The sequence below is a fragment of the Paenibacillus radicibacter genome (assembly GCF_024721995.1).
Lineage (GTDB): Bacteria > Bacillota > Bacilli > Paenibacillales > NBRC-103111 > Paenibacillus_AM > Paenibacillus_AM radicibacter.
The window spans coordinates 817,190-836,951 of record NZ_JANQBC010000001.1 but is presented as its reverse complement, the minus strand read 5'-3'; the positions used below and the strand labels follow the sequence as shown (position 1 = coordinate 836,951).

General features: G+C 41.9%; 24 protein-coding genes and 1 tRNA gene. 14 read left to right on the top strand and 11 right to left on the bottom strand.

What is annotated here, in order from left to right:
• The first annotated feature begins 27 nt into the window (after nucleotides 1-27).
• Nucleotides 28-1,389, top strand: a complete 1,362-nt coding sequence (locus NV379_RS04325) for a Na+/H+ antiporter NhaC family protein (protein WP_258206030.1) — start codon at nucleotides 28-30, stop codon at nucleotides 1,387-1,389.
• A gap of 3 nt (nucleotides 1,390-1,392) precedes the next feature.
• Here NV379_RS04325 and NV379_RS04320 read toward each other — a convergent pair whose 3' ends face one another.
• Together NV379_RS04320 and NV379_RS04315 are read right to left on the bottom strand one after the other, a co-directional pair.
• Nucleotides 1,393-1,611, bottom strand: a complete 219-nt coding sequence (locus NV379_RS04320) for a DUF3951 domain-containing protein (protein ID WP_258206029.1) — start codon at nucleotides 1,609-1,611, stop codon at nucleotides 1,393-1,395.
• 456 nt (nucleotides 1,612-2,067) lie between these two features.
• A complete protein-coding gene (locus NV379_RS04315; RefSeq protein ID WP_258206028.1) occupies nucleotides 2,068-2,172 on the bottom strand; it encodes a YjcZ family sporulation protein in 105 nt (34 codons plus the stop codon).
• A gap of 322 nt (nucleotides 2,173-2,494) precedes the next feature.
• On the opposite strand from NV379_RS04315, the gene NV379_RS04310 reads away from it, so the two are divergent.
• A complete protein-coding gene (locus NV379_RS04310; protein WP_258206027.1) occupies nucleotides 2,495-3,196 on the top strand; it encodes a glycoside hydrolase family 73 protein in 702 nt (233 codons plus the stop codon).
• Between the two features lie 66 nt (nucleotides 3,197-3,262).
• On the opposite strand, the gene NV379_RS26255 is transcribed toward NV379_RS04310, so the two are convergent.
• Complete coding sequence (locus tag NV379_RS26255) at nucleotides 3,263-3,532, bottom strand: DUF6199 family natural product biosynthesis protein (RefSeq protein WP_506737376.1); 270 nt, start codon at nucleotides 3,530-3,532, stop codon at nucleotides 3,263-3,265.
• A 282-nt stretch (nucleotides 3,533-3,814) separates the two neighbouring features.
• Between NV379_RS26255 and NV379_RS04305 the strand changes: the two genes are divergently transcribed.
• From NV379_RS04305 to NV379_RS04295, 3 genes are all read left to right on the top strand, one after another.
• On the top strand, nucleotides 3,815-4,207 hold the full coding sequence (locus NV379_RS04305) for a DUF2147 domain-containing protein (protein WP_258206026.1): 393 nt from the start codon (nucleotides 3,815-3,817) through the stop codon (nucleotides 4,205-4,207).
• 303 nt (nucleotides 4,208-4,510) lie between these two features.
• The gene (locus tag NV379_RS04300; RefSeq protein WP_258206025.1) at nucleotides 4,511-4,837 is read left to right on the top strand and encodes a helix-turn-helix domain-containing protein; all 327 of its coding nucleotides are present in this window, start codon (nucleotides 4,511-4,513) and stop codon (nucleotides 4,835-4,837) included.
• A gap of 544 nt (nucleotides 4,838-5,381) precedes the next feature.
• A complete protein-coding gene (locus tag NV379_RS04295; protein ID WP_258206024.1) occupies nucleotides 5,382-5,504 on the top strand; it encodes a hypothetical protein in 123 nt (40 codons plus the stop codon).
• A gap of 102 nt (nucleotides 5,505-5,606) precedes the next feature.
• On the opposite strand, the gene NV379_RS04290 is transcribed toward NV379_RS04295, so the two are convergent.
• On the bottom strand, nucleotides 5,607-5,777 hold the full coding sequence (locus NV379_RS04290; RefSeq protein ID WP_258206023.1) for a hypothetical protein: 171 nt from the start codon (nucleotides 5,775-5,777) through the stop codon (nucleotides 5,607-5,609).
• A gap of 161 nt (nucleotides 5,778-5,938) precedes the next feature.
• A tRNA-Val gene (locus tag NV379_RS04285) sits at nucleotides 5,939-6,011 on the bottom strand.
• A 123-nt stretch (nucleotides 6,012-6,134) separates the two neighbouring features.
• On the opposite strand from NV379_RS04285, the gene NV379_RS04280 reads away from it, so the two are divergent.
• Both NV379_RS04280 and NV379_RS04275 read left to right on the top strand, forming a co-directional pair.
• A complete protein-coding gene (locus tag NV379_RS04280) occupies nucleotides 6,135-6,692 on the top strand; it encodes a superoxide dismutase family protein (RefSeq protein WP_258206022.1) in 558 nt (185 codons plus the stop codon).
• An 87-nt stretch (nucleotides 6,693-6,779) separates the two neighbouring features.
• Nucleotides 6,780-7,226, top strand: coding sequence for a GNAT family N-acetyltransferase (locus NV379_RS04275; RefSeq protein ID WP_258206021.1), 447 nt, complete (start codon nucleotides 6,780-6,782; stop codon nucleotides 7,224-7,226).
• Here NV379_RS04275 and NV379_RS04270 read toward each other — a convergent pair.
• Nucleotides 7,219-8,844, bottom strand: coding sequence for an ATP-binding protein (locus tag NV379_RS04270; RefSeq protein ID WP_258206020.1), 1,626 nt, complete (start codon nucleotides 8,842-8,844; stop codon nucleotides 7,219-7,221). The two genes, NV379_RS04275 and NV379_RS04270, sit on opposite strands and share 8 nt — an antisense overlap.
• A 99-nt stretch (nucleotides 8,845-8,943) precedes the next feature.
• Entirely contained in the window at nucleotides 8,944-9,708 is a 765-nt protein-coding gene (locus tag NV379_RS04265; RefSeq protein WP_258206019.1) for an MBL fold metallo-hydrolase, read from the bottom strand.
• A gap of 99 nt (nucleotides 9,709-9,807) precedes the next feature.
• Between NV379_RS04265 and NV379_RS04260 the strand changes: the two genes are divergently transcribed.
• The 3 genes from NV379_RS04260 to NV379_RS04250 all read left to right on the top strand — a co-directional run bounded on the left by NV379_RS04260 (nucleotide 9,808) and on the right by NV379_RS04250 (nucleotide 11,831).
• A complete protein-coding gene (locus NV379_RS04260) occupies nucleotides 9,808-10,689 on the top strand; it encodes an alpha/beta hydrolase (protein ID WP_258206018.1) in 882 nt (293 codons plus the stop codon).
• A gap of 87 nt (nucleotides 10,690-10,776) precedes the next feature.
• Complete coding sequence (locus tag NV379_RS04255) at nucleotides 10,777-11,409, top strand: stalk domain-containing protein (RefSeq protein WP_258206017.1); 633 nt, start codon at nucleotides 10,777-10,779, stop codon at nucleotides 11,407-11,409.
• A gap of 110 nt (nucleotides 11,410-11,519) precedes the next feature.
• The gene (locus NV379_RS04250) at nucleotides 11,520-11,831 is read left to right on the top strand and encodes a DUF1292 domain-containing protein (protein WP_258206016.1); all 312 of its coding nucleotides are present in this window, start codon (nucleotides 11,520-11,522) and stop codon (nucleotides 11,829-11,831) included.
• 49 nt (nucleotides 11,832-11,880) lie between these two features.
• On the opposite strand, the gene NV379_RS04245 is transcribed toward NV379_RS04250, so the two are convergent.
• Nucleotides 11,881-12,300 carry a DUF1885 family protein gene (locus NV379_RS04245; RefSeq protein WP_258206015.1) on the bottom strand — a complete coding sequence of 140 codons (420 nt, stop codon included), beginning with the start codon at nucleotides 12,298-12,300 and terminating at the stop codon, nucleotides 11,881-11,883.
• Nucleotides 12,301-12,387: 87 nt separating this feature from the next.
• Nucleotides 12,388-13,857, bottom strand: coding sequence for an aminotransferase class I/II-fold pyridoxal phosphate-dependent enzyme (locus NV379_RS04240; RefSeq protein ID WP_258206014.1), 1,470 nt, complete (start codon nucleotides 13,855-13,857; stop codon nucleotides 12,388-12,390).
• Nucleotides 13,858-14,056: 199 nt separating this feature from the next.
• Between NV379_RS04240 and NV379_RS04235 the strand changes: the two genes are divergently transcribed.
• Nucleotides 14,057-15,232, top strand: coding sequence for an MFS transporter (locus NV379_RS04235; RefSeq protein ID WP_258206013.1), 1,176 nt, complete (start codon nucleotides 14,057-14,059; stop codon nucleotides 15,230-15,232).
• 85 nt (nucleotides 15,233-15,317) lie between these two features.
• Nucleotides 15,318-15,590: a hypothetical protein gene (locus NV379_RS04230; protein ID WP_258206012.1), complete on the top strand. Its 273-nt coding sequence runs from the start codon at nucleotides 15,318-15,320 to the stop codon at nucleotides 15,588-15,590.
• A 48-nt stretch (nucleotides 15,591-15,638) separates the two neighbouring features.
• Here the strand turns inward: NV379_RS04230 and NV379_RS04225 are convergent, their stop codons facing one another.
• Together NV379_RS04225 and NV379_RS04220 are read right to left on the bottom strand one after the other, a co-directional pair.
• Nucleotides 15,639-16,295 (bottom strand): hypothetical protein, encoded by a 657-nt coding sequence (locus tag NV379_RS04225; RefSeq protein ID WP_258206011.1) that lies wholly within the window; start codon nucleotides 16,293-16,295, stop codon nucleotides 15,639-15,641.
• A gap of 268 nt (nucleotides 16,296-16,563) precedes the next feature.
• Nucleotides 16,564-17,190, bottom strand: a complete 627-nt coding sequence (locus NV379_RS04220; RefSeq protein ID WP_258206010.1) for a YktB family protein — start codon at nucleotides 17,188-17,190, stop codon at nucleotides 16,564-16,566.
• 239 nt (nucleotides 17,191-17,429) lie between these two features.
• On the opposite strand from NV379_RS04220, the gene NV379_RS04215 reads away from it, so the two are divergent.
• Nucleotides 17,430-18,026: a YkzI domain-containing protein gene (locus tag NV379_RS04215; RefSeq protein WP_258206009.1), complete on the top strand. Its 597-nt coding sequence runs from the start codon at nucleotides 17,430-17,432 to the stop codon at nucleotides 18,024-18,026.
• Between the two features lie 260 nt (nucleotides 18,027-18,286).
• Nucleotides 18,287-19,699 (top strand): NADP-dependent phosphogluconate dehydrogenase, encoded by a 1,413-nt coding sequence (gnd, locus tag NV379_RS04210; protein WP_258206008.1) that lies wholly within the window; start codon nucleotides 18,287-18,289, stop codon nucleotides 19,697-19,699.
• Nucleotides 19,700-19,762: the final 63 nt, after the last annotated feature.

The following is a 19,762-nucleotide window of genomic DNA, read 5'->3' as shown; positions in this document are numbered from 1 at the left end:
ATTGTTTATAAAGGACGTGATCATACGATGCTGACAACTCGCCGATTAATCGGAATTGTAAGTGTTACTGTATTCGGTCTGCTGCTGGCATATACCCTGGATCTACCGCTATCTGTTGGATTTATCGCCGGATTAATCGTGTTGATTGTCGTCACACTTAAGAGTGGAACATCAGCCATTGTTATGCGCGAAGCGATGATGAAGGGGGTTAAACATACGAAAGAGGTCGTCTGGATACTATCATTAGTCGGTATTCTTATCCCGGCTTGGACAGCCTCAGGTACGATACCTTTTCTTATTGATGCGGGGCTTTCTTTACTCAACCCTGGGTACTTCTTAACCTTTGCATTCTTATTCTCGAGTGTAATTTCGATGATTCTCGGGACCTCGACTGGAACGCTGAGCGCGGTGGGGATTCCTTTGATGGGGGTAGCGGCATCCCTTCAAATTCCACTTCCAATTGTTGCGGGAGCCTTGATATCGGGAGCATTTGTTGGGGACCGTACTTCTCCGTTTTCCTCGGCACATCGTCTAGTTGCTTCATCTACTGGCAGCACAATTCGAATGCAATTTAGAGCACTGTTGCCATCGACAATACTTGCGGTCATCACATGCACAATTGTGTACGGACTTTTTGATTGGTTTGGAAAATGGGGTTCGCAAGCTGCTCTAGCGAATGTGAGCACGTATGCATCTTTTTTCAAATATAGTCCGTATTTGTGGATACCGCTTGTCTTGTTATTAGGGGCAATATTGTTGCGATTTCCAACGAAATACGCATTCTTACTATCGACTGTAGCAGCCATGATGATGGGATCGATTCTGCAAGGAGTGGATGCTTGGCAGTGGGTACATACGTTATGGGTTGGGTATGACAATACACTTGTTCCGTTCTTACATGCCAAAGGATTGGTGGATATGATTGATCTTGTTATACTCATTGCACTAGCAGGGGCGTTTAACGGTATATTAGAAGACACGCGTATGATAGAACCGTATATGCAGAAATTATTGGGATCATCTACGTCTATGGTGTCTGCGACTTGGCGAACGGGGTTATTCGGACTTGGACTTGGGCTATTGTCTTGTACACAGACATTGCCAATTATGATGAGTGGGCGCAATATATTGCCGCTATGGAGCAGTAAATTTCCAACACAGCATCTATCACGTGTGATTGCGGATACTTCATTGGTATTCCCAGCCTTGGTACCTTGGAATTTACTTGCGATTCTATGTATGACACTCATTGGTGTTCCGTTAGAGTCGTATGCGATATATGCGGTGTTCTTATGGAGTCTACCGTTATTCGCAATAGGTTTATCCTGTTATCAGGACTATCGCAAGTCTAAGCAGGGACAAGTTCGAAATATGGAGGCACAGCTTTAAGTTTTAATAGCGATCTTTGTCATCACCTTGATCGTCATTTTCTTCTTTTGCTTCTTTTTGTTCATGAAATTCAACTGTCGTCTGACCGGTAATATAGTCAAAAGGTGTATAGTTACTTTCGGGAAGCTTCTTGCCCTTCACAATTTTGATTGAAATAATGAGAAGCAGGGCTAATATAGGCACGATAAGAGAAAGCATGACGAATAGACCGAAATTTTCCATCTAATCACTCCTTTTTTGGAAAACGAAATAGGCATGACTTGAATTATTCAAGTCATGCCTATTGTAGCATTTATCATAATGTGAAAACCAATATGTTCAATTTAGTACGGAGATAACATTGGGTAGTGATGGTCTGTGCTGTTGGTCTCTAACGAACGTAATGTGTTGAGTACACTTGGAACAATAGTTGCTTTATTACAGGATAGACAGATGATACTTCCACTAAATCGGCATTTGATACTTTGATTCACGTTCATACGACTGGAACAAGATTCACATAACATCATGTCAATCACCTCATCTTGTGGGATGACTTAAGTATAGGTCAAAATGTATGCGCTTACAGTTATAAAAGTCACAAATTTTTCATAGGTGCAGCATTATAGAAAAAGCCGCAAGTCAAATTGACCTACGGCAATCCACAGTTGTATTCTACCTACCCAAAAGAGGGTAAAATTAACGGCACATCATTGTGCAGCTAATAATTACTAAAAGTATGAAGAGCACTAAGATAGATCCTGTCGATGAAAATCCTCCGCAACCATGTCCGACTTCTCCCATTTCACCCAACTCCTTTCATCATTCACGTAGCCGTGAGAAGGTATAGAACGTGGGATATTATGAGCGAACTACGATATCGATTTAGGTGTAGACCACTCCATGACCACAGTTCAGTATATTGATCGAATACCTATTCGGTATGAGACATTCGTGTAGTTACGGGAAAATTATTTGGATGATTTGTACGTATGAGCGCTATTGTGACTGGGTAGAGGCCTCGTGAAAGTGGTGTTATCCCGTACAAGTAAACATTATTTGAGAGCGTTGTGACAAGTCTTCTTTCTTCTAGATATGCTGTAGTAGAAAGAGAGGTGATAAGACATTGACACCATCTGATTTTTTTGCACAAATTGCTCCGATCGCGAAGGAGATTCTTCTGGAAGGCTCTACAATCTTTGCCTCACTACGAATTGCCCAATCTGCACATGAGACAGGTTGGCAAATCCCGTCGTGGCGTAATTTGGGTGGCTATAAAGTTGGTAGTGGCAAGCCGAACTCGTATTGGAGAGGAACGGTCGTGAACAAAGGTACTTGGGAAGTTTACGATGGGAGGAAAGTTAATATTCAAGCTGCATTCCGCGCATATGACAGCATTGAGGACTTTTACCGAGATCAAGACTTGTTATTCGAGAATTCACGCTATGATCGCGTTCGCAAAGCGAAAACAGCAAACGAGCAAGCGCAGATGTTACAAGCATGCGGGTACGCAACAGATCCGAAGTATGCTGCTAAATTGATAGCACTTATGGATATGTATGATTTGCATAAATATGATGAGGAGGTCGTGGAGGTGAGTGAGAAAATAACACAATTGGAAACAAAGATCGCAGAATTAGAAAAGCGATTGTCGGATATGGAAGCTAAACAAACGTTGTCCTCACCGCCAGATTGGGCACAGGAAGCAGTGAAATCTGCTGTCAATACGCTCGGTGCAAATGGCAAGCCGATTCTTTCTGAGCCTAATGGAGGCAGCTATGATTTCTATCGCGTACTGACGGTACTGCATCGCAAAGGGCTTATATAATGTAGAATCCCACGAACCAGTATAGGGTCGTGGGATATTGATTTTGATTTACTCTATGTAATTGGATTAGAAAATTAAACGAAACAAAACTAAGAGACTAAAAATAAAACCAATAACTCCTGTGGGGCGCGTTATGAATAAAGAAGTATCGATTGGCTCAATATCCCCTTTATATTTCCAGCTTTCGTTTACATATTGACTCGAATAAAACATATTAAACAAAGAAAAAAGCCATGATACATCAAGGCTTTTAAGTATGATCTGAGCGGGAATCGAACCCACGACCTCTACCCTGTCAAGTCTCGTTTTGACAACGTTTGTCCAACAATAGTCCATCGGAGGTATAAAATACGTGGGGAAATGGCGCTATATAAGGTTTTCCGTAATTTCGTATATGTAACGTACTCATTCGATTAATTAATATTATATCGTATAGGACCGCTAACTTGCAAATTTTGGGAGCGATACCCTATACAAAAGTTATAACGTCATAACAAATACACACTTTAATATTTCCGTAGACTGCTATTGCGGTACAGTTCTTAAATTACAAGTCTTTTTATTGTGCGCAATTATAATATAATAGGTAAATATAACCTATTAGTAGGGAGGTGACATATGAAGAGGACAGGTTCAACATTTTTTTTATTTTTATGTTTATTAATGATCGTGGGTTGCGGGAACTCAAAGAGTATAGTCGGGCTTTGGGAACGAAATGATGGTAGCGTTTTTAATGGCATGCAAGTACAAGTTGAGAAGTTGGACAGTGGGGAATACAGAGGTATAATTATTAAACTCGGTGCACAAAAAGATTTCAAAGAAAATGATACTAAATGGAAAGACATTAAGAAAATTAAAGAAAATGGTTTTGATTTTGTAGATTTAGGTGTAGGTGCAAAATACGATATGCATATGATGTTGAGTGAGAATGGAGAATCCTTAAAGATGCGGAATCTAACAGGGTCGGAAGAAATCGGATCCGAACAGGCTTGGAAACGCATTAGTAAGTGATCGCTCTATACGGTGATCATGTTATGTTGATAATCTCGTCAGTAAAACGTTAGTTCTGTACATAGCGCCATCTTCCGTAACCGTAACGGAGGGTGGCGTTCTTCTTTTTTACGCAGATTTACCGTACAAATTATCGCTACATGTATCCGACGACTTAATCTTCGTCAATGAATAGCGAAACGTTAATTCCACGTGAATGACACGGTAAATTCACGGCAAATAATTTTCACGTATCTTGTGCGAAATCGATTCGGTCGGCAACGAATTAGTATAACGGCAACAACAGAGAGGAGGACGCGTGTATTGACGGTAAGTAATCTCGTATCGGTTGAGTCGCAAACGGAGTACTCGTTAACTACTGGTGAATCGGAAAGACGCATCTTTGTAAAGATGTACGTCGACGCTGCGAAATGCGGCTTAATCGCAGACATTGGGCCGCAAAATTGGACAATGCTACGCGCAATAGCCTCGTTTATGGATGTGCAGGGCAATTGTTATCCTACACAAGCTCAGATTGCAAAACTGCTCGGCGTTAATCGGCAAACAGCGAATAAATACGTTGATCGATTGGTTGACTATCGCTGGCAGGGACAATCAGTTATAAATGAATATTTCGAGGAAACGAAGTGACTGAGACGATGAAGTCGATGAAGAAAAGATATCGCAACTTACTACGTTCATCGCGAAAAGGTTTTAATAACCTACTATTCATAACAATTGAAACTTCGCGGTCTACTTTCTCTTTATACCCAGTTAATTTAGACAAGAGTAGATCGAGTATTTCAACGACTTTATACACTTATCCACACATTTTCAGAACCTACTACCACTGTAATGAAAATATCAATATCACATTGAAATTGGATTTCTATAGACGCTAATTACCGATAATATGCGTTTCAAATGCACTACATTAACTAATACGGAGGTATACGTAAATGAACGTAAATCTAACGGAAAATTATCGCCTTAAACGCAGTTTATCGTTGAGGAACGCCGCATCGTCGATCCCACGAAAGCGCCGAACTGGACGCAGCGAGAGGCGGAAGGTGCCGATCCTACTCTACGTGAGACTTGGCGCGACTCTGGCTACTACACGTTAAGTATGACCGGATTGCTATGAGCGATCGAAACGGTATCGGAAAGAACCGCAGCCATTTCCGGAGCCACTACATTGACGGAGTTTATTGCGAAAATTACGGAGACGTCTAAAGGTATTCAATCCGCGATTAATGCGGCATTTTTACGGGGAGAACACGGGGAATTAGCGGCGACAGTTTATGCGGAGGTCGAATGATCGATTGCAGATTAAGACAGGTAAATCAACGGTATTTTAAGCGGAAGGAGGCGGTCAAATGATCCGTGTAGGAAAACCGTTAGCGCATAACACTTTCGTTGTTTACCTAGGAACGGCCCTCGTTTTTTTCGTCCGGCCCTCGGCAACTTTCGAATTTAGAAACCGTTCGAACAACGACTCAAGTTGGTACGATAAAGCCGACCGCATCTTCTCCGATTTCACACGTTCAACCTTCGTTCTTTTTCCAGCGCGTTTATCCATACCTTCCGTCAATTAAAAAACCTCCCAATCGTCATAATAACGAATGAGAGGTTTCATTTACGAAGCGGATACCTGTATAGCGCTCGAGCTGTACCCTGCGTACAGTTTACGATAGTCCAACGTTTAGTCCTACGTGGGGAAAACGTTGATACTACGCGGTTTTTGATAACGTATGATCTGAGCGGGGATCGAACCCACGACCTCTACCCTGTCAAGATAGCGCTCTCCCGGCTGAGCTATCAGATCTTATGAAGTTACAAAGAGAATGATAGCAAAAAATGCTAGGGATTGTCAACCGTTTTCATACGAATAATTAGCATCTTTTGGGTACATAATACAACTTGGAAACTATTGGTGGAGGCGAATATGATGCACGTTTGGTTCAAGAAGAAGGCAGCGCTAGCTGTGATCTTATTAGGAGTAAGCTCTTTGGGTACAACTTCCGCTCTTGCAGCTGTGAAGAATGAACCCGGCGTTATTGCTCCAGTCCATGTGGAAGTTAAGAATGGTAAAGGTGAGAAGATCGGTGATGCCCATTTTTCACAAGAAAAAGACGGGGTGCATGTTAAAGTAACAGTTAGTGGTCTAACACAAGGAGAACATGGCATCCATTTCCATGAAAAAGGCAAGTGCGAAGGACCTGATTTTGCTTCTGCGGGTTCACACTTCAATCCGTATGGTAAGCATCACGGGCTTAAGAATCCAAAGGGGCCGCATGTCGGTGATTTACCTAACTTAGTTGTAGATTCTAATGGAAATGCTGCTGTTGAGTTTGTGACGAAGATGGTAACATTAAATCCAGATGCGAACAACTCACTTATGAAAACGGATGGAACATCACTAGTTATTCATGAGAAGGCAGATGATATGATTACAGATCCGGCAGGTAATTCAGGAGCAAGGATTGCATGCGGTGTGATTCATTAATTCGTAAAGAAGATCAATAGACAGCCTTCTGGTGATTGCGATACAATGTTCTCTACGTTCACTAGAAAAAGGGAGGTTGCCATACCTATGAATCTTGAGTTTAGACAAGTAAAGACAGATGAAGATTTGCAGCAATGCTTTTATATTCGCAAAGAAGTGTTTGTCATTGAACAAGGCGTACCACAAGATCTAGAGTATGATGAATATGACGTAACACCTGACGCGGCTCATCATGCTCTTGTCCTTGTAGATGGTAAACCAGCGGGCGCTGCTAGATGGATTCCTTACAAAGAAAATACAGCTAAGCTGCAACGCGTAGCTGTATTAAAGGAATACCGAGGGTTAAAGGTAGGAAACAGCCTGATACTCGGTATGGAGAATGAAGCGCAGGGGTTAGGCTATGAGGAATCTCTATTAGATGCACAATGTCATGCTGAAGTATTCTACAATAAGCTCGGCTACTCCACGATTTCGGATGAGCCGTTCGATGATGCAGGAATTCCACATGTTCGGATGACGAAGAAACTTAATTAGCCGTTCGCATTGGAAGAGCAGTAGAAGTTGGAGTGGCTAGAGGGAACCGAATCGTGAATTTGGTTCCTTTTTCTTGTACACTTTCGACTTCTATGGTGCCGTCATGCTCTTGGACAATTTTATGGCAGATGGACAGACCTAGTCCAGTACCATTGGCTTTGGACGTGTAGAATGGATGGAAAATTTTATCCAGTGCATCATGTGGAATGCCTTTTCCATTGTCGATCACTTCAATGACAGCCATTTGCTGCGATTCATAGAGACGAAGTAGAACGAATCCATCGGCTGTGAGTGCTTCATAGCAGTTTTTAACGAGATTGAGCATTAATTGAAGGATCTTATCTGCATCCATCATAATTTCAAGCGGTTCGTCCGGTAAAATATAGTTCATTTGATACCCAAGCCTTACAATTTCTGATTCCGTTAATGAGATCACACGTTGAATACAATCTTGCACACTTAGCAGCTGTAATTGAGTTGCATGCGGTTTGGAGAATTGAAGGAATTCAGCTGTAAGCGTATTCATACGTGAAATTTCTGCCATGATGAGTGGGAACCATTTTTCAATATTATAATTATTGGCTTGAGAGATTTGCAGAAATCCCTTAATGGTTGTTAGTGGATTTCGAATTTCATGTGCCATTCCCGATGCTAATTCCCCAACCACTTTGAGCTTCTCAGAACGAAGCATATTCTCTTCTCGCTTTAACCAAATCTCTCTTTTCATATTAAAAAGATTACCTTCTGCAACTGAGATCAATTCGTCCTTCGTCGTACCATTCTTAGGGGACATCGCAAACCCATACGTAACGTTCATGCCAATTCGACTTGGTAGTTCCACATTCAAGCTTTGTTCAACGTTACGGATCGTGGCGATTTCATCTTCATAATGAAGGGTGATGGCGAATTCATCTCCGCCGTAGCGGGCAATAATGCGTGCATCTTTGAACAGTTCTTTCAGTATATCTGCAGCTTGCTGTAAGAATAAGTTACCGGCTTGAAAGCCTTGTGTCGTATTCATAGACTTCAAATCTGTACAATCGATTAGGATTAAGAGGGTATTCGAAGCCTCAGCACTAAGAAGATTATCCAGCTTTCGATGGTACTCCTCGTAGTTAAACAATCCTGTGAGTGGATCTTGGGTAATCAATTGGTTTTTTTCAAGATGCAGCTTTTGTGTGAGTGTCGTAGATTGTAGGACGAATCGGAACAGAATAATCGTTGTCGCGAAAAATATAACATTGTATACCATGTGAAATGCAGGTGAAGCTAGTTGAACACGTACGCTGGCAACCAGGAAAGAAATTAGTTCATAAGAAAAACAGTAAACAAGAAACGATAGGATCAGTCTTGCTCGGGTCGATAGAAAATCAATGTCTCGCCAGATTAGCAAGAAGTACAGCACAATGGACCAGTTAGACAATGTCAGATAATGCAGCAAACATACAGCTAGCAATCTTAGCAGTACCATGTAACTTTTCTTGTTCTTCAACTGGAAAATCCATGCTAACAATAATGCACTTAGAAGCATAAGGATGGGCGCATTTGTCAGTTTCATGACTACCGAAGTAATGACAAGGAAAGCCACATTCACGTAAAAAGCGAGGTATAATAACAAATTTTCCCCCCCTATTAGCAGACGTTCATCGCAACACGTAATGATTCTCCAATTGTTAGATAATTCCTGCTAAAAGGAAGAAATTTGTTAAAAACTTTATTATTTTACCAATTTACCGTCAGAAAATGTGTAAATATGCTGTTGTTCGATAAACGTCATTCGACCTGTTCGACCCACATATTGTGGCATTTCGTCACTGTAATGCATTAAATATATGCTTGATTGTAGGGAAGCGGGTAATGATATCAGTTGTTCCAATGTCGTATGGACATGGCCCTCACCTTCAAGCTGACATTCATGCAGAATCGTCGTACATTTACGATTGTTAACTATTTCTTCGATCAAGAATTCGGGTAGAAAAATGGTGTCTGCACTGTAAAATAAATGTTGATTGATTATAAGCGAGTAGCTCTCTTTACCCGTAATATGCTGGGTGCGAATTGGTTCGATGGTAAGGCCTTCGCAAATTGTCGCAGGTGTACCCACATCAACAGGAATCACATCAAAATAACTGCCTAGCTCGGTCAACTGTTCAGCTTCGACTTCAAGCCCACCTTTTAATGTATGATTCCAAAGTGTATCCGCAAGGGTCTTTGGTATAAATAACTTGATTCGCCGCTTAAAAGTATAGTAACTTTGAAAGGCGAATTCTTCCAAACCCCCAACATGATCGGCATGGATATGGGTGATGAAGATGCCGTCAATATCGGAGACGCATAAGCCAAGTTGATGTAGTGCGCGACCAGCCGTTGCCCCACAATCGATTAATAATTTGAAATTCGGTGTTCGAATTAAGGCATTGTTATTATAATAATTTCGGGAAAAGGCGCTGCCCGTTCCAATCATTTGCAATTGATAGTTCACAGTTGTCCCTCACTTATTTATGGAATTATGTACAAATTGTATCATTAATAGGTCTTATTTTGCAGTGAATAAATGGTAATTATAAGGTGGAGTAAACGTATGTATTGGATAATTGGGGTCATAGGGCTAGTCGTTGTTGCATGTATCGTGCCTGCCATATGGGTAGGCTTAAAACTCACGCACCCTATTCGTAAAGTGGTAACAAATCTGCCTTCAGATTATGGCCTGGCGTATAGTGAAGTTACGTTCCCTTCGCAGGAAGGGGATGTCTTACTAAGTGGTTGGCATATGGAAGCGTCCGAGAATCGGCAAGAGTTAACGGTCGTATTTGCACATGGATATTCAGGTAATCGCTTGGAAGAAGGTCTTCCTATTCTATCTCTGGCACAATCCATTATTTCGCAAGGTTATGATGTACTGATGTTTGATTTTCGAAATTCAGGAGAGTCAGGCGGGAAGATGACGACAGTTGGTTACATGGAAAAACAAGATTTATTAGGTGCAATTCAGTGGGCGAGTCGTAAAGCTCCTCATCATCGCATTGTATTAGTTGGATATTCTATGGGGGCTATGACCTCATTACTTGCAGCGGCTGAAGATAAGCGTGTAGCAGGTGTTATCGCAGATAGCCCGTTTAGCCAATTGAGAAGCTATCTGAGTGCTAATTTGTCTTACTGGTCGGGGCTGCCTAAATTTCCGTTTACATGGCTCATTATGGTCATATTACCGTTAATAACAGGAATTAAAGAGAAGCAAGTTGATGGAATCAAGGCTGTAAATCGAATATTCCCAAGACCGATTTTGTTCGTACATAGTGATGGAGATGAAGCGATTCCCTCATCAGAGAGTGAAAAACTCTGGCAAACACACCCAAATACATTCGAGTTTTGGCGTACGCAAGATGCACCGCATGTGGGAACATATCGATTGCAGCCAGTTGAATATACGAATAAGATGTTGAAATTTTTACGTAATCTATAGATTGATGCGCAACTCTAAGTCTATTTCGGAGTATAAAAATTATCGGATTATCGACGAAATAGATTATTTAGAGGAGGAATTCATCATATGAAAGCTCGACGTTTACTTGCCCTCATATTATTTGGCACTCTTGTGATGGGTACTGTCGATGTTGCAGCACAGACGCTGTGGGGCACATTTGAAGGCTATAACAAAATTAAGGTGAATGTGAACGACAAGGAGACGGATTTCAACAACTCCGAAGCACCTGCGTTATCGATGAAGGGTGCTGTTATGATGCCGCTACGTCCACTTGCCGATTCGCTTCATGCGTTGGTGAAGTGGGACAGCGAGAATCAGACTGTCGATATATATAAACCCAATGTACATATTTCACTCGTGAAGGATGTTACTCAATCTAAAACAGGGGAATACACACTGAAGTCACCATTCGGTGTCGTGAAAAAAGGGGAGATCATCGATTTCGTTGCTTTTGCCGAAGTGGATAATCTCAAGACAAAAGTTTCTGCGATTCGGGTATCGATCTTGACTCCAAGTGGAGATAATGTGAAGTCATTTGAAGATGATGTGAATAGTCAAGGGGAATCATTCTGGTATCCAATGAAATTGACGAACATCTCTTTTGCGGAAGCTGGGACATATAAGTTAACGTTATCCATGAAATTAGCAGGATCGAATGACTTTACAGTTGTGTCAGAGAAAAACATTGTTTCTCAATAAGGTGGGATTCTATCGTCATTTCTCCCGCTATGTTTACGTTTGACCTGTTTATGGGAAAGTGATACGATTACTTGGAATACCTAATATGATGATAGAAATGAGGTTCTGACATGAGCGATAAACACGATCACGTACACGGCCCTGACTGTGAACACGACCATGAGCACGATGAAGATATCTTTATAGTTACGGATGAAGAAGGCAAGGAACATGAAATGGTGATGGTTTATACGTTCGAGTCACAGGACCAAGCTTATGCTGTTCTGCTTGATCGCAATAACCCTGAAGCTGATGGTGTTATTTTCCGCGTTGAAGAAGAAGATGACGATGCTTTCCTTGTGAATATCGAAGATGAAGAAGAGTGGACTCGTGTTGTAGCGATTTACGAAGAAATCGTTGCTAACGACGGCGAAACGAACTAAACAATAAGCCCCGAATTTCCTTTACAGGAAGATCGGGGCTTTTTTGGGTTTACTTACGTGGATTAAAGTACATGGTACGACCATTAAATAATTGCAATTCCGCTTTGAACTTTTTCGCTAAGTGTTTACCGAATTCATTCCCTTTGGATTTGTCTCCATGGGTTGCATCTTCTGGTAACACCATCTGAATAAAGTGAACTTCGGCATCGTTCTCCAAACGACTGCCTACACCAAGAACGATATAGTTGTATCGTCTATCGGTTCCTTTGAGATAAAACCATTTGCCCTCTGCTTCAGGTTTTTGTTCGATGGTGTATGGAAATCCAGCTTCTTCGTATTCCCAATCTAGTTGTTTACCTGTTTTGGACAGTTGTTCACGGTAATCGTTCAGCTGCTCTTTGAGCTCGTCCAGTGTCATGGATGGAGCCGTAGAACCATTGACAAACCGAATATAAGCACTCTGACTCATGGTAACACTCCTGCCTACATACTTGGTAATTTGATCCAAAAAGATAGTAACATCATAGCATTCTAGGCTGTGCTTTGACAATATTGATTAGTCGATTGCCTTCGTCTCCACGATGACTTTCACATATTCACAAGAGCGATCTTCTGGACCTTTAACCGGAAGTCCAACTTCCACATGCTCCACAATATAGTTGATATTGCTTTGGGAGATAACTTCACCTGGCAGCAAGATTGGAATCCCCGGTGGATACACATAGATAAATTCTGCAATGATTCGTCCAGCAGATTCTTTGAATGGTACAACTTCTGTTTCCCCGTAAAATGCATCGCGCGGAGATAGGGACAGTTGTGGAATTTCTGGAATGATTACGACAAGCTCATGTGCCTTTGCGTCCTCAATATGCTCGTCAGACAGTTGTTTCAGTGCTTGAAGCAGTGTATCGATATTTTCTTTGTGATCACCTGAAGTAACTAAACACAGGATGTTGTACATGTCACTCATTTCAACTTCAATGTTGTAGCGATCACGCAGCCAATTCTCCACATCATATCCGGTTAATCCAAGGTGGCGCACATGAACGGTCACTTTAGTTGGATCATACGCATAAGTAGCTTCTTGCCCCAGCAACTCCTCACCAAAGCAATACAATCCTGGAATTTCGTTAATGGCATCTCTTGCGTATCCAGCAAGCTTAATCGCGTTGTCGGCGATTTCATATCCGCGAGTTGCGAGTTGACGACGAGCTGCATCGAGCGAAGCAAGTAAAATGTAAGATGTTGATGTTGTTGTAAGCATACTCATAATTGTCTGAATTCTCTTCGTATTCACACGTGGTCCTTGTACATTTAGTACGGAACTTTGGGTTAATGAGCCGCCTAGCTTATGCACACTCGTTGCCGCCATATCCGCACCTGCTTGCATCGCAGACATCGGCAACTTGTCGTGGAAGTGCGTGAGTACACCATGCGCTTCGTCTACAAGTACGGGAATGTCATAAGAATGAACGAGTTCAACGATCTCTTTAAGGTGAGTAACGACACCATAATAAGTTGGGTTAATAACAAGTACAGCTTTTGCATCGTGATGCTTCTCTAATGCTTTGCGAACAGCACGTGTTGTAATTCCATGGTCAATCCCGAGGTTCTTATCACGAACTGGGGAGATAAATACAGGTTTAGCACCTGCAAAAATGATGGCAGCCATAATCGATTTATGCACGTTGCGCGGGACGATGATCTTATCACCTTCCGAACAAACCGACATAATCATGGTAATAATTGCACCACTTGTTCCTTGAATATTAAAATAAGTGTGGTCAGCGCCAAACGCATCAGCAGCAAGCTGCTGCGCCTCTGCAATTACACCCGTAGGTTGATGTAAATCATCCAGTGGGGCTATATTAATCAAGTCAATTGATAAGGCGTTATTTCCAATAAATTCGCGGAATTCAGGGTCCATGCCGACCCCTTTTTTATGACCTGGGATATGGAATTGCAATGGGTTTTTCTTCGCATGATCTTGAAGTGCGGAGAAAAGCGGAGTACGGTTATGGTCCATCAATAAATCTTCCCTTCTCTACTTTATTCTTGGTGATTTTTTAACAAACAAATTGAGTATAGCAGAAAGGGGGCGACATGCAAGTTATTTTCCAAAAAATAGTTTACCTTAGATGTTCTAGAGTTGTTCATGTTATTTAAAAATAGATTGTGGTACGATGAACAGAAATCATTTAGATAAGGTTAGGAGCTACAACCAAATGAATAAGCAAATGGGAGTTATCATGCTGCTTCTCATGACGATCTTCATTGGCTTTGGGGTTATTATTCCGATTATGCCAGAGGTCATCATACACAGTGGGGCAGACAAGTTTCACAATTTCATGTTGCTGTCTGTTTACTCACTTTCTTCATTCTTAATGTCGCCATTCTGGGGAGCGCTATCGGATCGTATCGGTCGTCGTCCCATTATTCTGACTGGCTTGATCGGTTTTGCAGTCTCTTTCTTTGTTTTTGCAATTGGACAAGACCATCTGTGGCTCATGTATGTGTCACGTATTCTAGGTGGATTGTTCTCAGGTGCTGCAACAGCTTGTGCGGTTGCTTATGTGGCAGATATTACGACGGCAGAGAATCGGACGAAGGGCATGGGTTTAGTCGGAATGTCCATCGGCTTAGGCTTTATCTTCGGGCCTGCTATCGGTGGCTTACTCAGTCAATACGGATATCAAGTGCCGTTCTTCGTATCGTCAGGTCTTGCACTTGCATCGTTCTTCTTTGCATTTATTGTTCTGAAGGAATCACTTCCGCCTGAGGCACGTAGATCCAGTAGTGAGCCTCGCGAATCACGTTGGAAAGCTTTTGCCGGGTCATTAAAATATTTATATGTATTATCTTTCTTTGTGACATTCACTTTAGCGGGATTGGAAGCAACTCTGCAATATTTTCAAATGCAAAAAATTGGGGCAACACCAACTGATATTGGGCTAATGTTCCTAGTAAGCGGTATTGTGGGGGCTATTATTCAAGGTGGAGTCATTCGCAGATTGGTGAAAAATGGGGCTGAACAGCGTGTCATTGCTATTGGCTTAATTTTGTCAGCACTTGGATTTATTCTATTACTATTCTCATCTAGCGTATGGACAGCTGCAATTTATTTATCGGTGTTTGGTGCGGGTAATGCGCTTATTCGTCCGTGTGTCACTTCACTTCTTACACAGAAGACGAAAGTTGCACAAGGGGTTACGACAGGTCTAAGTTCATCGATGGATTCCTTAGGTCGAATTGTTGGGCCATTATTAGGTGGATTGGTATATACACTACATGTATCTATGCCATATATCATTGGGGCTGTTCTTTGTATGGGAGCGTTACTACTGCTTGCACGGTTTGTCCAGATCGATCGTAAAGACTCACAAGCAATATCGCATACTTAAATTGGCGTATGTCCTCCTGCTAGTGTCCATGCCCTCTTAGACGAAGAGACATATACTGTCTTAAATGTTTAGGGGGGTGTCAGATATGGGATGTATGCATGTCTCACAAGCTTTTACACTATGCAATCAATTTCACGGTCATAATGTCCGTATTCATACCAACGATGGACTTATTCATGTTGGAACAATTGTAAGAGTTGATCAAAACCATGTATTTGTTAGAACATTTGGAGAAAATGGTTGCGGCGGGCGTGCTCACGTTAAAGGGGAAAAAGCCCAAATTAGCGGTTTCTGGGGATGGAATAATGCGATTATTCCGTTATCCTTATTTACACTGCTTGCGATTGCTTTAATCTAATACATGACAGAAAAAGCTGCTCAACATCTGAGCAGCTTTTTTTGACGATTAATTCGCTTGTTTTTCTTTCTTACGATCGACCATTTTCTCAATTTTTGGTGATAAATCTTCTTGGATCGATTGGATGAGCTGAGCTTTAGTTAAACCACGTTCCTGTGCGATTTCAGCTAAGGATTGACCACTTTTCATCTTTTGGCGCAGCTCATCTTGTGTGATTCCTAGCTTCTTCGCGAGTTTTTCTTGGGAAGGGAGCAGACGAGTTGCGTGACGACGTGCATGCCACATTCCTTTGTGCTGAATCATCTTATCGATATTCGCATTTAGCTTATTCTTGATCTCTTTGGCTTTATCTTCGGTCATTGCACCAGACTTCACAGCTTCATCAATGCGAGATGACTTCTGGCTGATTAGCGCAGATTTCAACTTCTCTGTAGAGATGCCCTTGCTGCTTGCAATATCACTTAGACTCTTACCAGATTCAAGTTGCTGACGAACCGCATCCTTCTGCATACCTAGTGCTTGTGCGGCATCCTCGAGTGGGTTACGCATCATTTTGTGACCGTCATGGTTGTCCGTATGGGACTGCGAAGGTGCCTCACTTGCTGCGAATACAAGCTGCTGCATGCCTCCCATCGATATTGCACCCATAGCTAGTGTTAATGCGAAGGTGCGAACGATTTTGCCTGACTTGAAGCTTTTGTACATCGAAAAACGCTCCTTTAATGTAATATTTGCTTGCACATTTTCTAGTGTTGACAAATAACAAATTTTTACATTAAAGGAAGCTTAATTTGAAATAAATATTTTAAAAAATGAACTCAAAAGTCAAACGTAAGAGAAAAGAAGAAACTGAAGGAGCGAAGCGATCGACTTTGAAAGAGTGAAAACACCTTAAAATCAATTTAAATTTCACGATTTCACGGAGACCGGAAGTTCTTCTTTTCTCTGGAGTGACCGGACTTTTTAGTTCCTATTAAAACGACAAACGGTACAAAGGCACTACTTTATGGAATGTATCTTCGATCAGCGCTTGCAGCTTCTCTGGATTTTGCAGGATCGGATCATCCTTACGGATTTCGAGACCACATAATACTTCGGACTTCTTCACATTCTCAAGGCGATGGATCAAGTTGTCGAAGTTCTCACTTGTCATATCAGCATGTGGAGTCGTTTCTGGCTGCATATGATCAATGGACCAGAAGAAATGGCCTGGGATGGATGATTTCATTTCGGATAAGTGCTGATTCAAGTGACGGGCAAATGTATTCTTGTTCTCACATTCATAAATGATGGCAAATTGCACAAATACGTGAGTTGACCATAAACCAACTTGGAAATGCGGGTGAGCTTTATAGCCGCGCTTGTTCGGTGCCCAAGCAACCCAAGTGTCATTCGGCGGATGCACTTTACGGCGAGCATGCTTCGCAACATGAGGGAACATCTCTTCTCCACAAATGGTAGACAAATAAGGGCTTAACGCATCGCCTAGGGCGAATAATTTAGGGCGAACAGTTGCAATTAGTGCTTCCATTCGAGGTTCAAGACCGGGAATATGAAAAACATCGAAATCTTCGTTCGTAAATGTTGGGAATGTCGTCATTGCAGTTCCTCCTGAATTGTACAAGTATCCACTAAATTATAGCACAAGTACGAACGTATAGTCGTGTGCTTGACCCATTGCTGAAATATAGCCTCATTTTTACGAAAAATATGTCAAGGACCAAGTTGCAGATACATATGAATCTTAATAAGATATCTTATCTCATAAGTTTGTCTTCCTAACAGAAATACGAAATGAAAAGGGTTTCAAGAATGTCATGCGCCAAAGGAGGAATTGCCGTGAGTAAAAACAATGAAGTTGAATACTGCAATTTGGAACTACGTTTTGACCGCCGGCGAATCCGTATTTTCATTAAAGCATTGATTCAAGAAGGGTACTCCTTGTACTGGAGTGAGAATGAAGGACAATTTATCGTGTCCATTCGCTCTGGACGTAAGCTCGTCAAATTGAAGTTTGAACGAATTGGCGATCGTTACAAAATAGTGGGTAACTACTCTTTTCGCGATGAGAAGCTTGTAGAGATGATGGAGAAGCTGATCGGGGATACACGAGGTCATGCGATTGTAAAGCGGTTCCGTGATCGGCAGGTGGTTATTGAGAATATTATGTTTGGTGAAACGATCCGCATGGTTGAAATTACAGGTGTTGAGCATAAGGTGCTTTTTCAGAAGGAGCCAATTGTATCAATTGAAGACATGATAAAAGCATTTCGTTCGAAGCGGACGGATGAACGCATTCCTATACTCCGTATGGAGCTGGATTATGAGCTCGCAAGTTTATTCGATGCAATAAATGGTGGAGATACAAAAGAAATTCAAGCATGTAAAGGGCGGCTCGCAGAGCTGAGACAGGAGATGCTTTTACTTGAGATGTGAAAGAAGTCGAATCGAATATGATGAGAAATAACCCGGAAGCCGGAAATATTTGGCATCTGGGTTTATTTATGTTTTGTGTGAACGAAGAAATTGACATCCCCTTGCCGCAAGTTTATCATCTAAAGATAGCAAGTGAAGGTAATCAGTAGATGGATGAGTTATCCTTTTACGGGAACGTTAAATTAGAGACAATAATGGCTCGCGGTATACTTCAATATTGCTAGAAGCTGTATAGAGGGAAGGATAGGTGTCAGAACCATATGTCAAAAGGACAAATCGGTGTTATTGGACTTGCAGTAATGGGTAAAAACCTTGCGCTAAACATTGAAAGCAGAGGCTATACGGTATCCGTATTCAATCGTTCTGCTGAGAAAACGAGAGAATTGCTTGAGGAAGCATCTGATAAGAAGCTAATCGGCACTTTCACATTAGAAGAGTTCGTACAATCCTTGGAAAAGCCCCGCAAAATCTTAATTATGGTTAAAGCTGGCGGCCCAACTGATGCAACAATAGAAGGTTTAGTTCCACTTCTTGATGAAGGGGATATTCTAATTGATGGCGGTAACGCATATTTCCCTGATACCGTTCGTCGTAATAAAGACTTGCAAGCAAAAGGTTTCCGCTTCATCGGTACTGGTGTATCCGGTGGTGAGGAAGGCGCTCTTCTTGGTCCTGCAATTATGCCAGGTGGTCAAAAAGATGCTTACGAGCTTGTTGAACCGATTCTTACAGCAATCTCAGCTAAAGTTGGCGAAGATGCTTGCTGCACATATATCGGACCAGACGGTGCTGGACACTATGTAAAAATGGTTCACAACGGCATCGAGTATGGCGACATGCAATTAATTTGCGAAGCTTACCAATTACTTAAAGACGTTGTAGGTTTGGATGCACCAGCACTTCACGAGATCTTCTCGGAGTGGAACAACGGTGAACTTGATTCCTACCTCATTGAAATTACAAGAGATATTTTCACAAAATACGATGAAGAAACAGGCAAGCCAATGGTTGACGTAATCTTGGACACAGCGGGTCAAAAAGGTACTGGCAAGTGGACAAGCCAAAGCTCTCTAGATCTTGGTGTACCTCTTTCCATTATCACGGAATCTGTATTCTCCCGTTTCATCTCCGCGATGAAAGAAGAGCGTGTAGCAGCTTCTAAAGTATTGTCTGGACCAACGGTTCCAGCATTTGATGGCGACAAGAATGAGTTTGTAGAAGCGGTACGTAAAGCGCTTTATGCAAGTAAAATTTGCTCTTATGCACAAGGATTCGCGCAAATGCGTGCAGCATCTGAAGAGTACAATTGGGACTTGCAATACAGCTCCATCGCGAAAATTTTCCGTGGCGGCTGCATTATTCGCGCTCGTTTCTTGCAAAACATCATGGACGCATACGATAAAGATCCAGGTCTTAAAAACTTGTTGCTTGATGAGTACTTCAAAACGATCGTTGAGAACTACCAAGACGCATGGAGAAACGTAGTTGCAATCGCAGTAAAACGTGGTATTCCAGTACCAGCGTTCGCTTCTGCACTTGCATACTTCGATTCCTACCGCTCTGAGCGTCTGCCAGCAAACTTGCTACAAGCTCAACGTGACTACTTCGGCGCACACACATTCAACCGTGTGGACAAAGAAGGCGTGTTCCACTACAACTGGTTGGGAAATTAATTTTTTTCAGCAATAAACTAAAATAAATAAAAGGTTGGGGTTGATTCTGATTAGTCAGAGTCA

Bases quoted from the DNA above. Each gene is read 5' to 3' on its own strand.
- NV379_RS04275 (WP_258206021.1), top strand. From the start codon at position 6,780: ATGAATCTTGAGTTTAGACAAGTAAAGACAGATGAAGATTTGCAGCAA.
- NV379_RS04325 (WP_258206030.1), top strand. From the start codon at position 28: ATGCTGACAACTCGCCGATTAATCGGAATTGTAAGTGTTACTGTATTC.
- NV379_RS04245 (WP_258206015.1), bottom strand. From the start codon at position 12,300: ATGAGTCAGAGTGCTTATATTCGGTTTGTCAATGGTTCTACGGCTCCA.
- NV379_RS04280 (WP_258206022.1), top strand. From the start codon at position 6,135: ATGCACGTTTGGTTCAAGAAGAAGGCAGCGCTAGCTGTGATCTTATTA.
- NV379_RS04320 (WP_258206029.1), bottom strand. From the start codon at position 1,611: ATGGAAAATTTCGGTCTATTCGTCATGCTTTCTCTTATCGTGCCTATA.
- NV379_RS04255 (WP_258206017.1), top strand. From the start codon at position 10,777: ATGAAAGCTCGACGTTTACTTGCCCTCATATTATTTGGCACTCTTGTG.
- NV379_RS04260 (WP_258206018.1), top strand. From the start codon at position 9,808: ATGTATTGGATAATTGGGGTCATAGGGCTAGTCGTTGTTGCATGTATC.
- NV379_RS04315 (WP_258206028.1), bottom strand. From the start codon at position 2,172: ATGGGAGAAGTCGGACATGGTTGCGGAGGATTTTCATCGACAGGATCT.
- NV379_RS04220 (WP_258206010.1), bottom strand. From the start codon at position 17,190: ATGACGACATTCCCAACATTTACGAACGAAGATTTCGATGTTTTTCAT.
- NV379_RS04305 (WP_258206026.1), top strand. From the start codon at position 3,815: ATGAAGAGGACAGGTTCAACATTTTTTTTATTTTTATGTTTATTAATG.
- gnd (WP_258206008.1), top strand. From the start codon at position 18,287: ATGTCAAAAGGACAAATCGGTGTTATTGGACTTGCAGTAATGGGTAAA.
- NV379_RS04250 (WP_258206016.1), top strand. From the start codon at position 11,520: ATGAGCGATAAACACGATCACGTACACGGCCCTGACTGTGAACACGAC.
- NV379_RS04225 (WP_258206011.1), bottom strand. From the start codon at position 16,295: ATGTACAAAAGCTTCAAGTCAGGCAAAATCGTTCGCACCTTCGCATTA.
- NV379_RS04235 (WP_258206013.1), top strand. From the start codon at position 14,057: ATGAATAAGCAAATGGGAGTTATCATGCTGCTTCTCATGACGATCTTC.
- NV379_RS04230 (WP_258206012.1), top strand. From the start codon at position 15,318: ATGGGATGTATGCATGTCTCACAAGCTTTTACACTATGCAATCAATTT.
- NV379_RS04240 (WP_258206014.1), bottom strand. From the start codon at position 13,857: ATGGACCATAACCGTACTCCGCTTTTCTCCGCACTTCAAGATCATGCG.
- NV379_RS26255 (WP_506737376.1), bottom strand. From the start codon at position 3,532: ATGGACTATTGTTGGACAAACGTTGTCAAAACGAGACTTGACAGGGTA.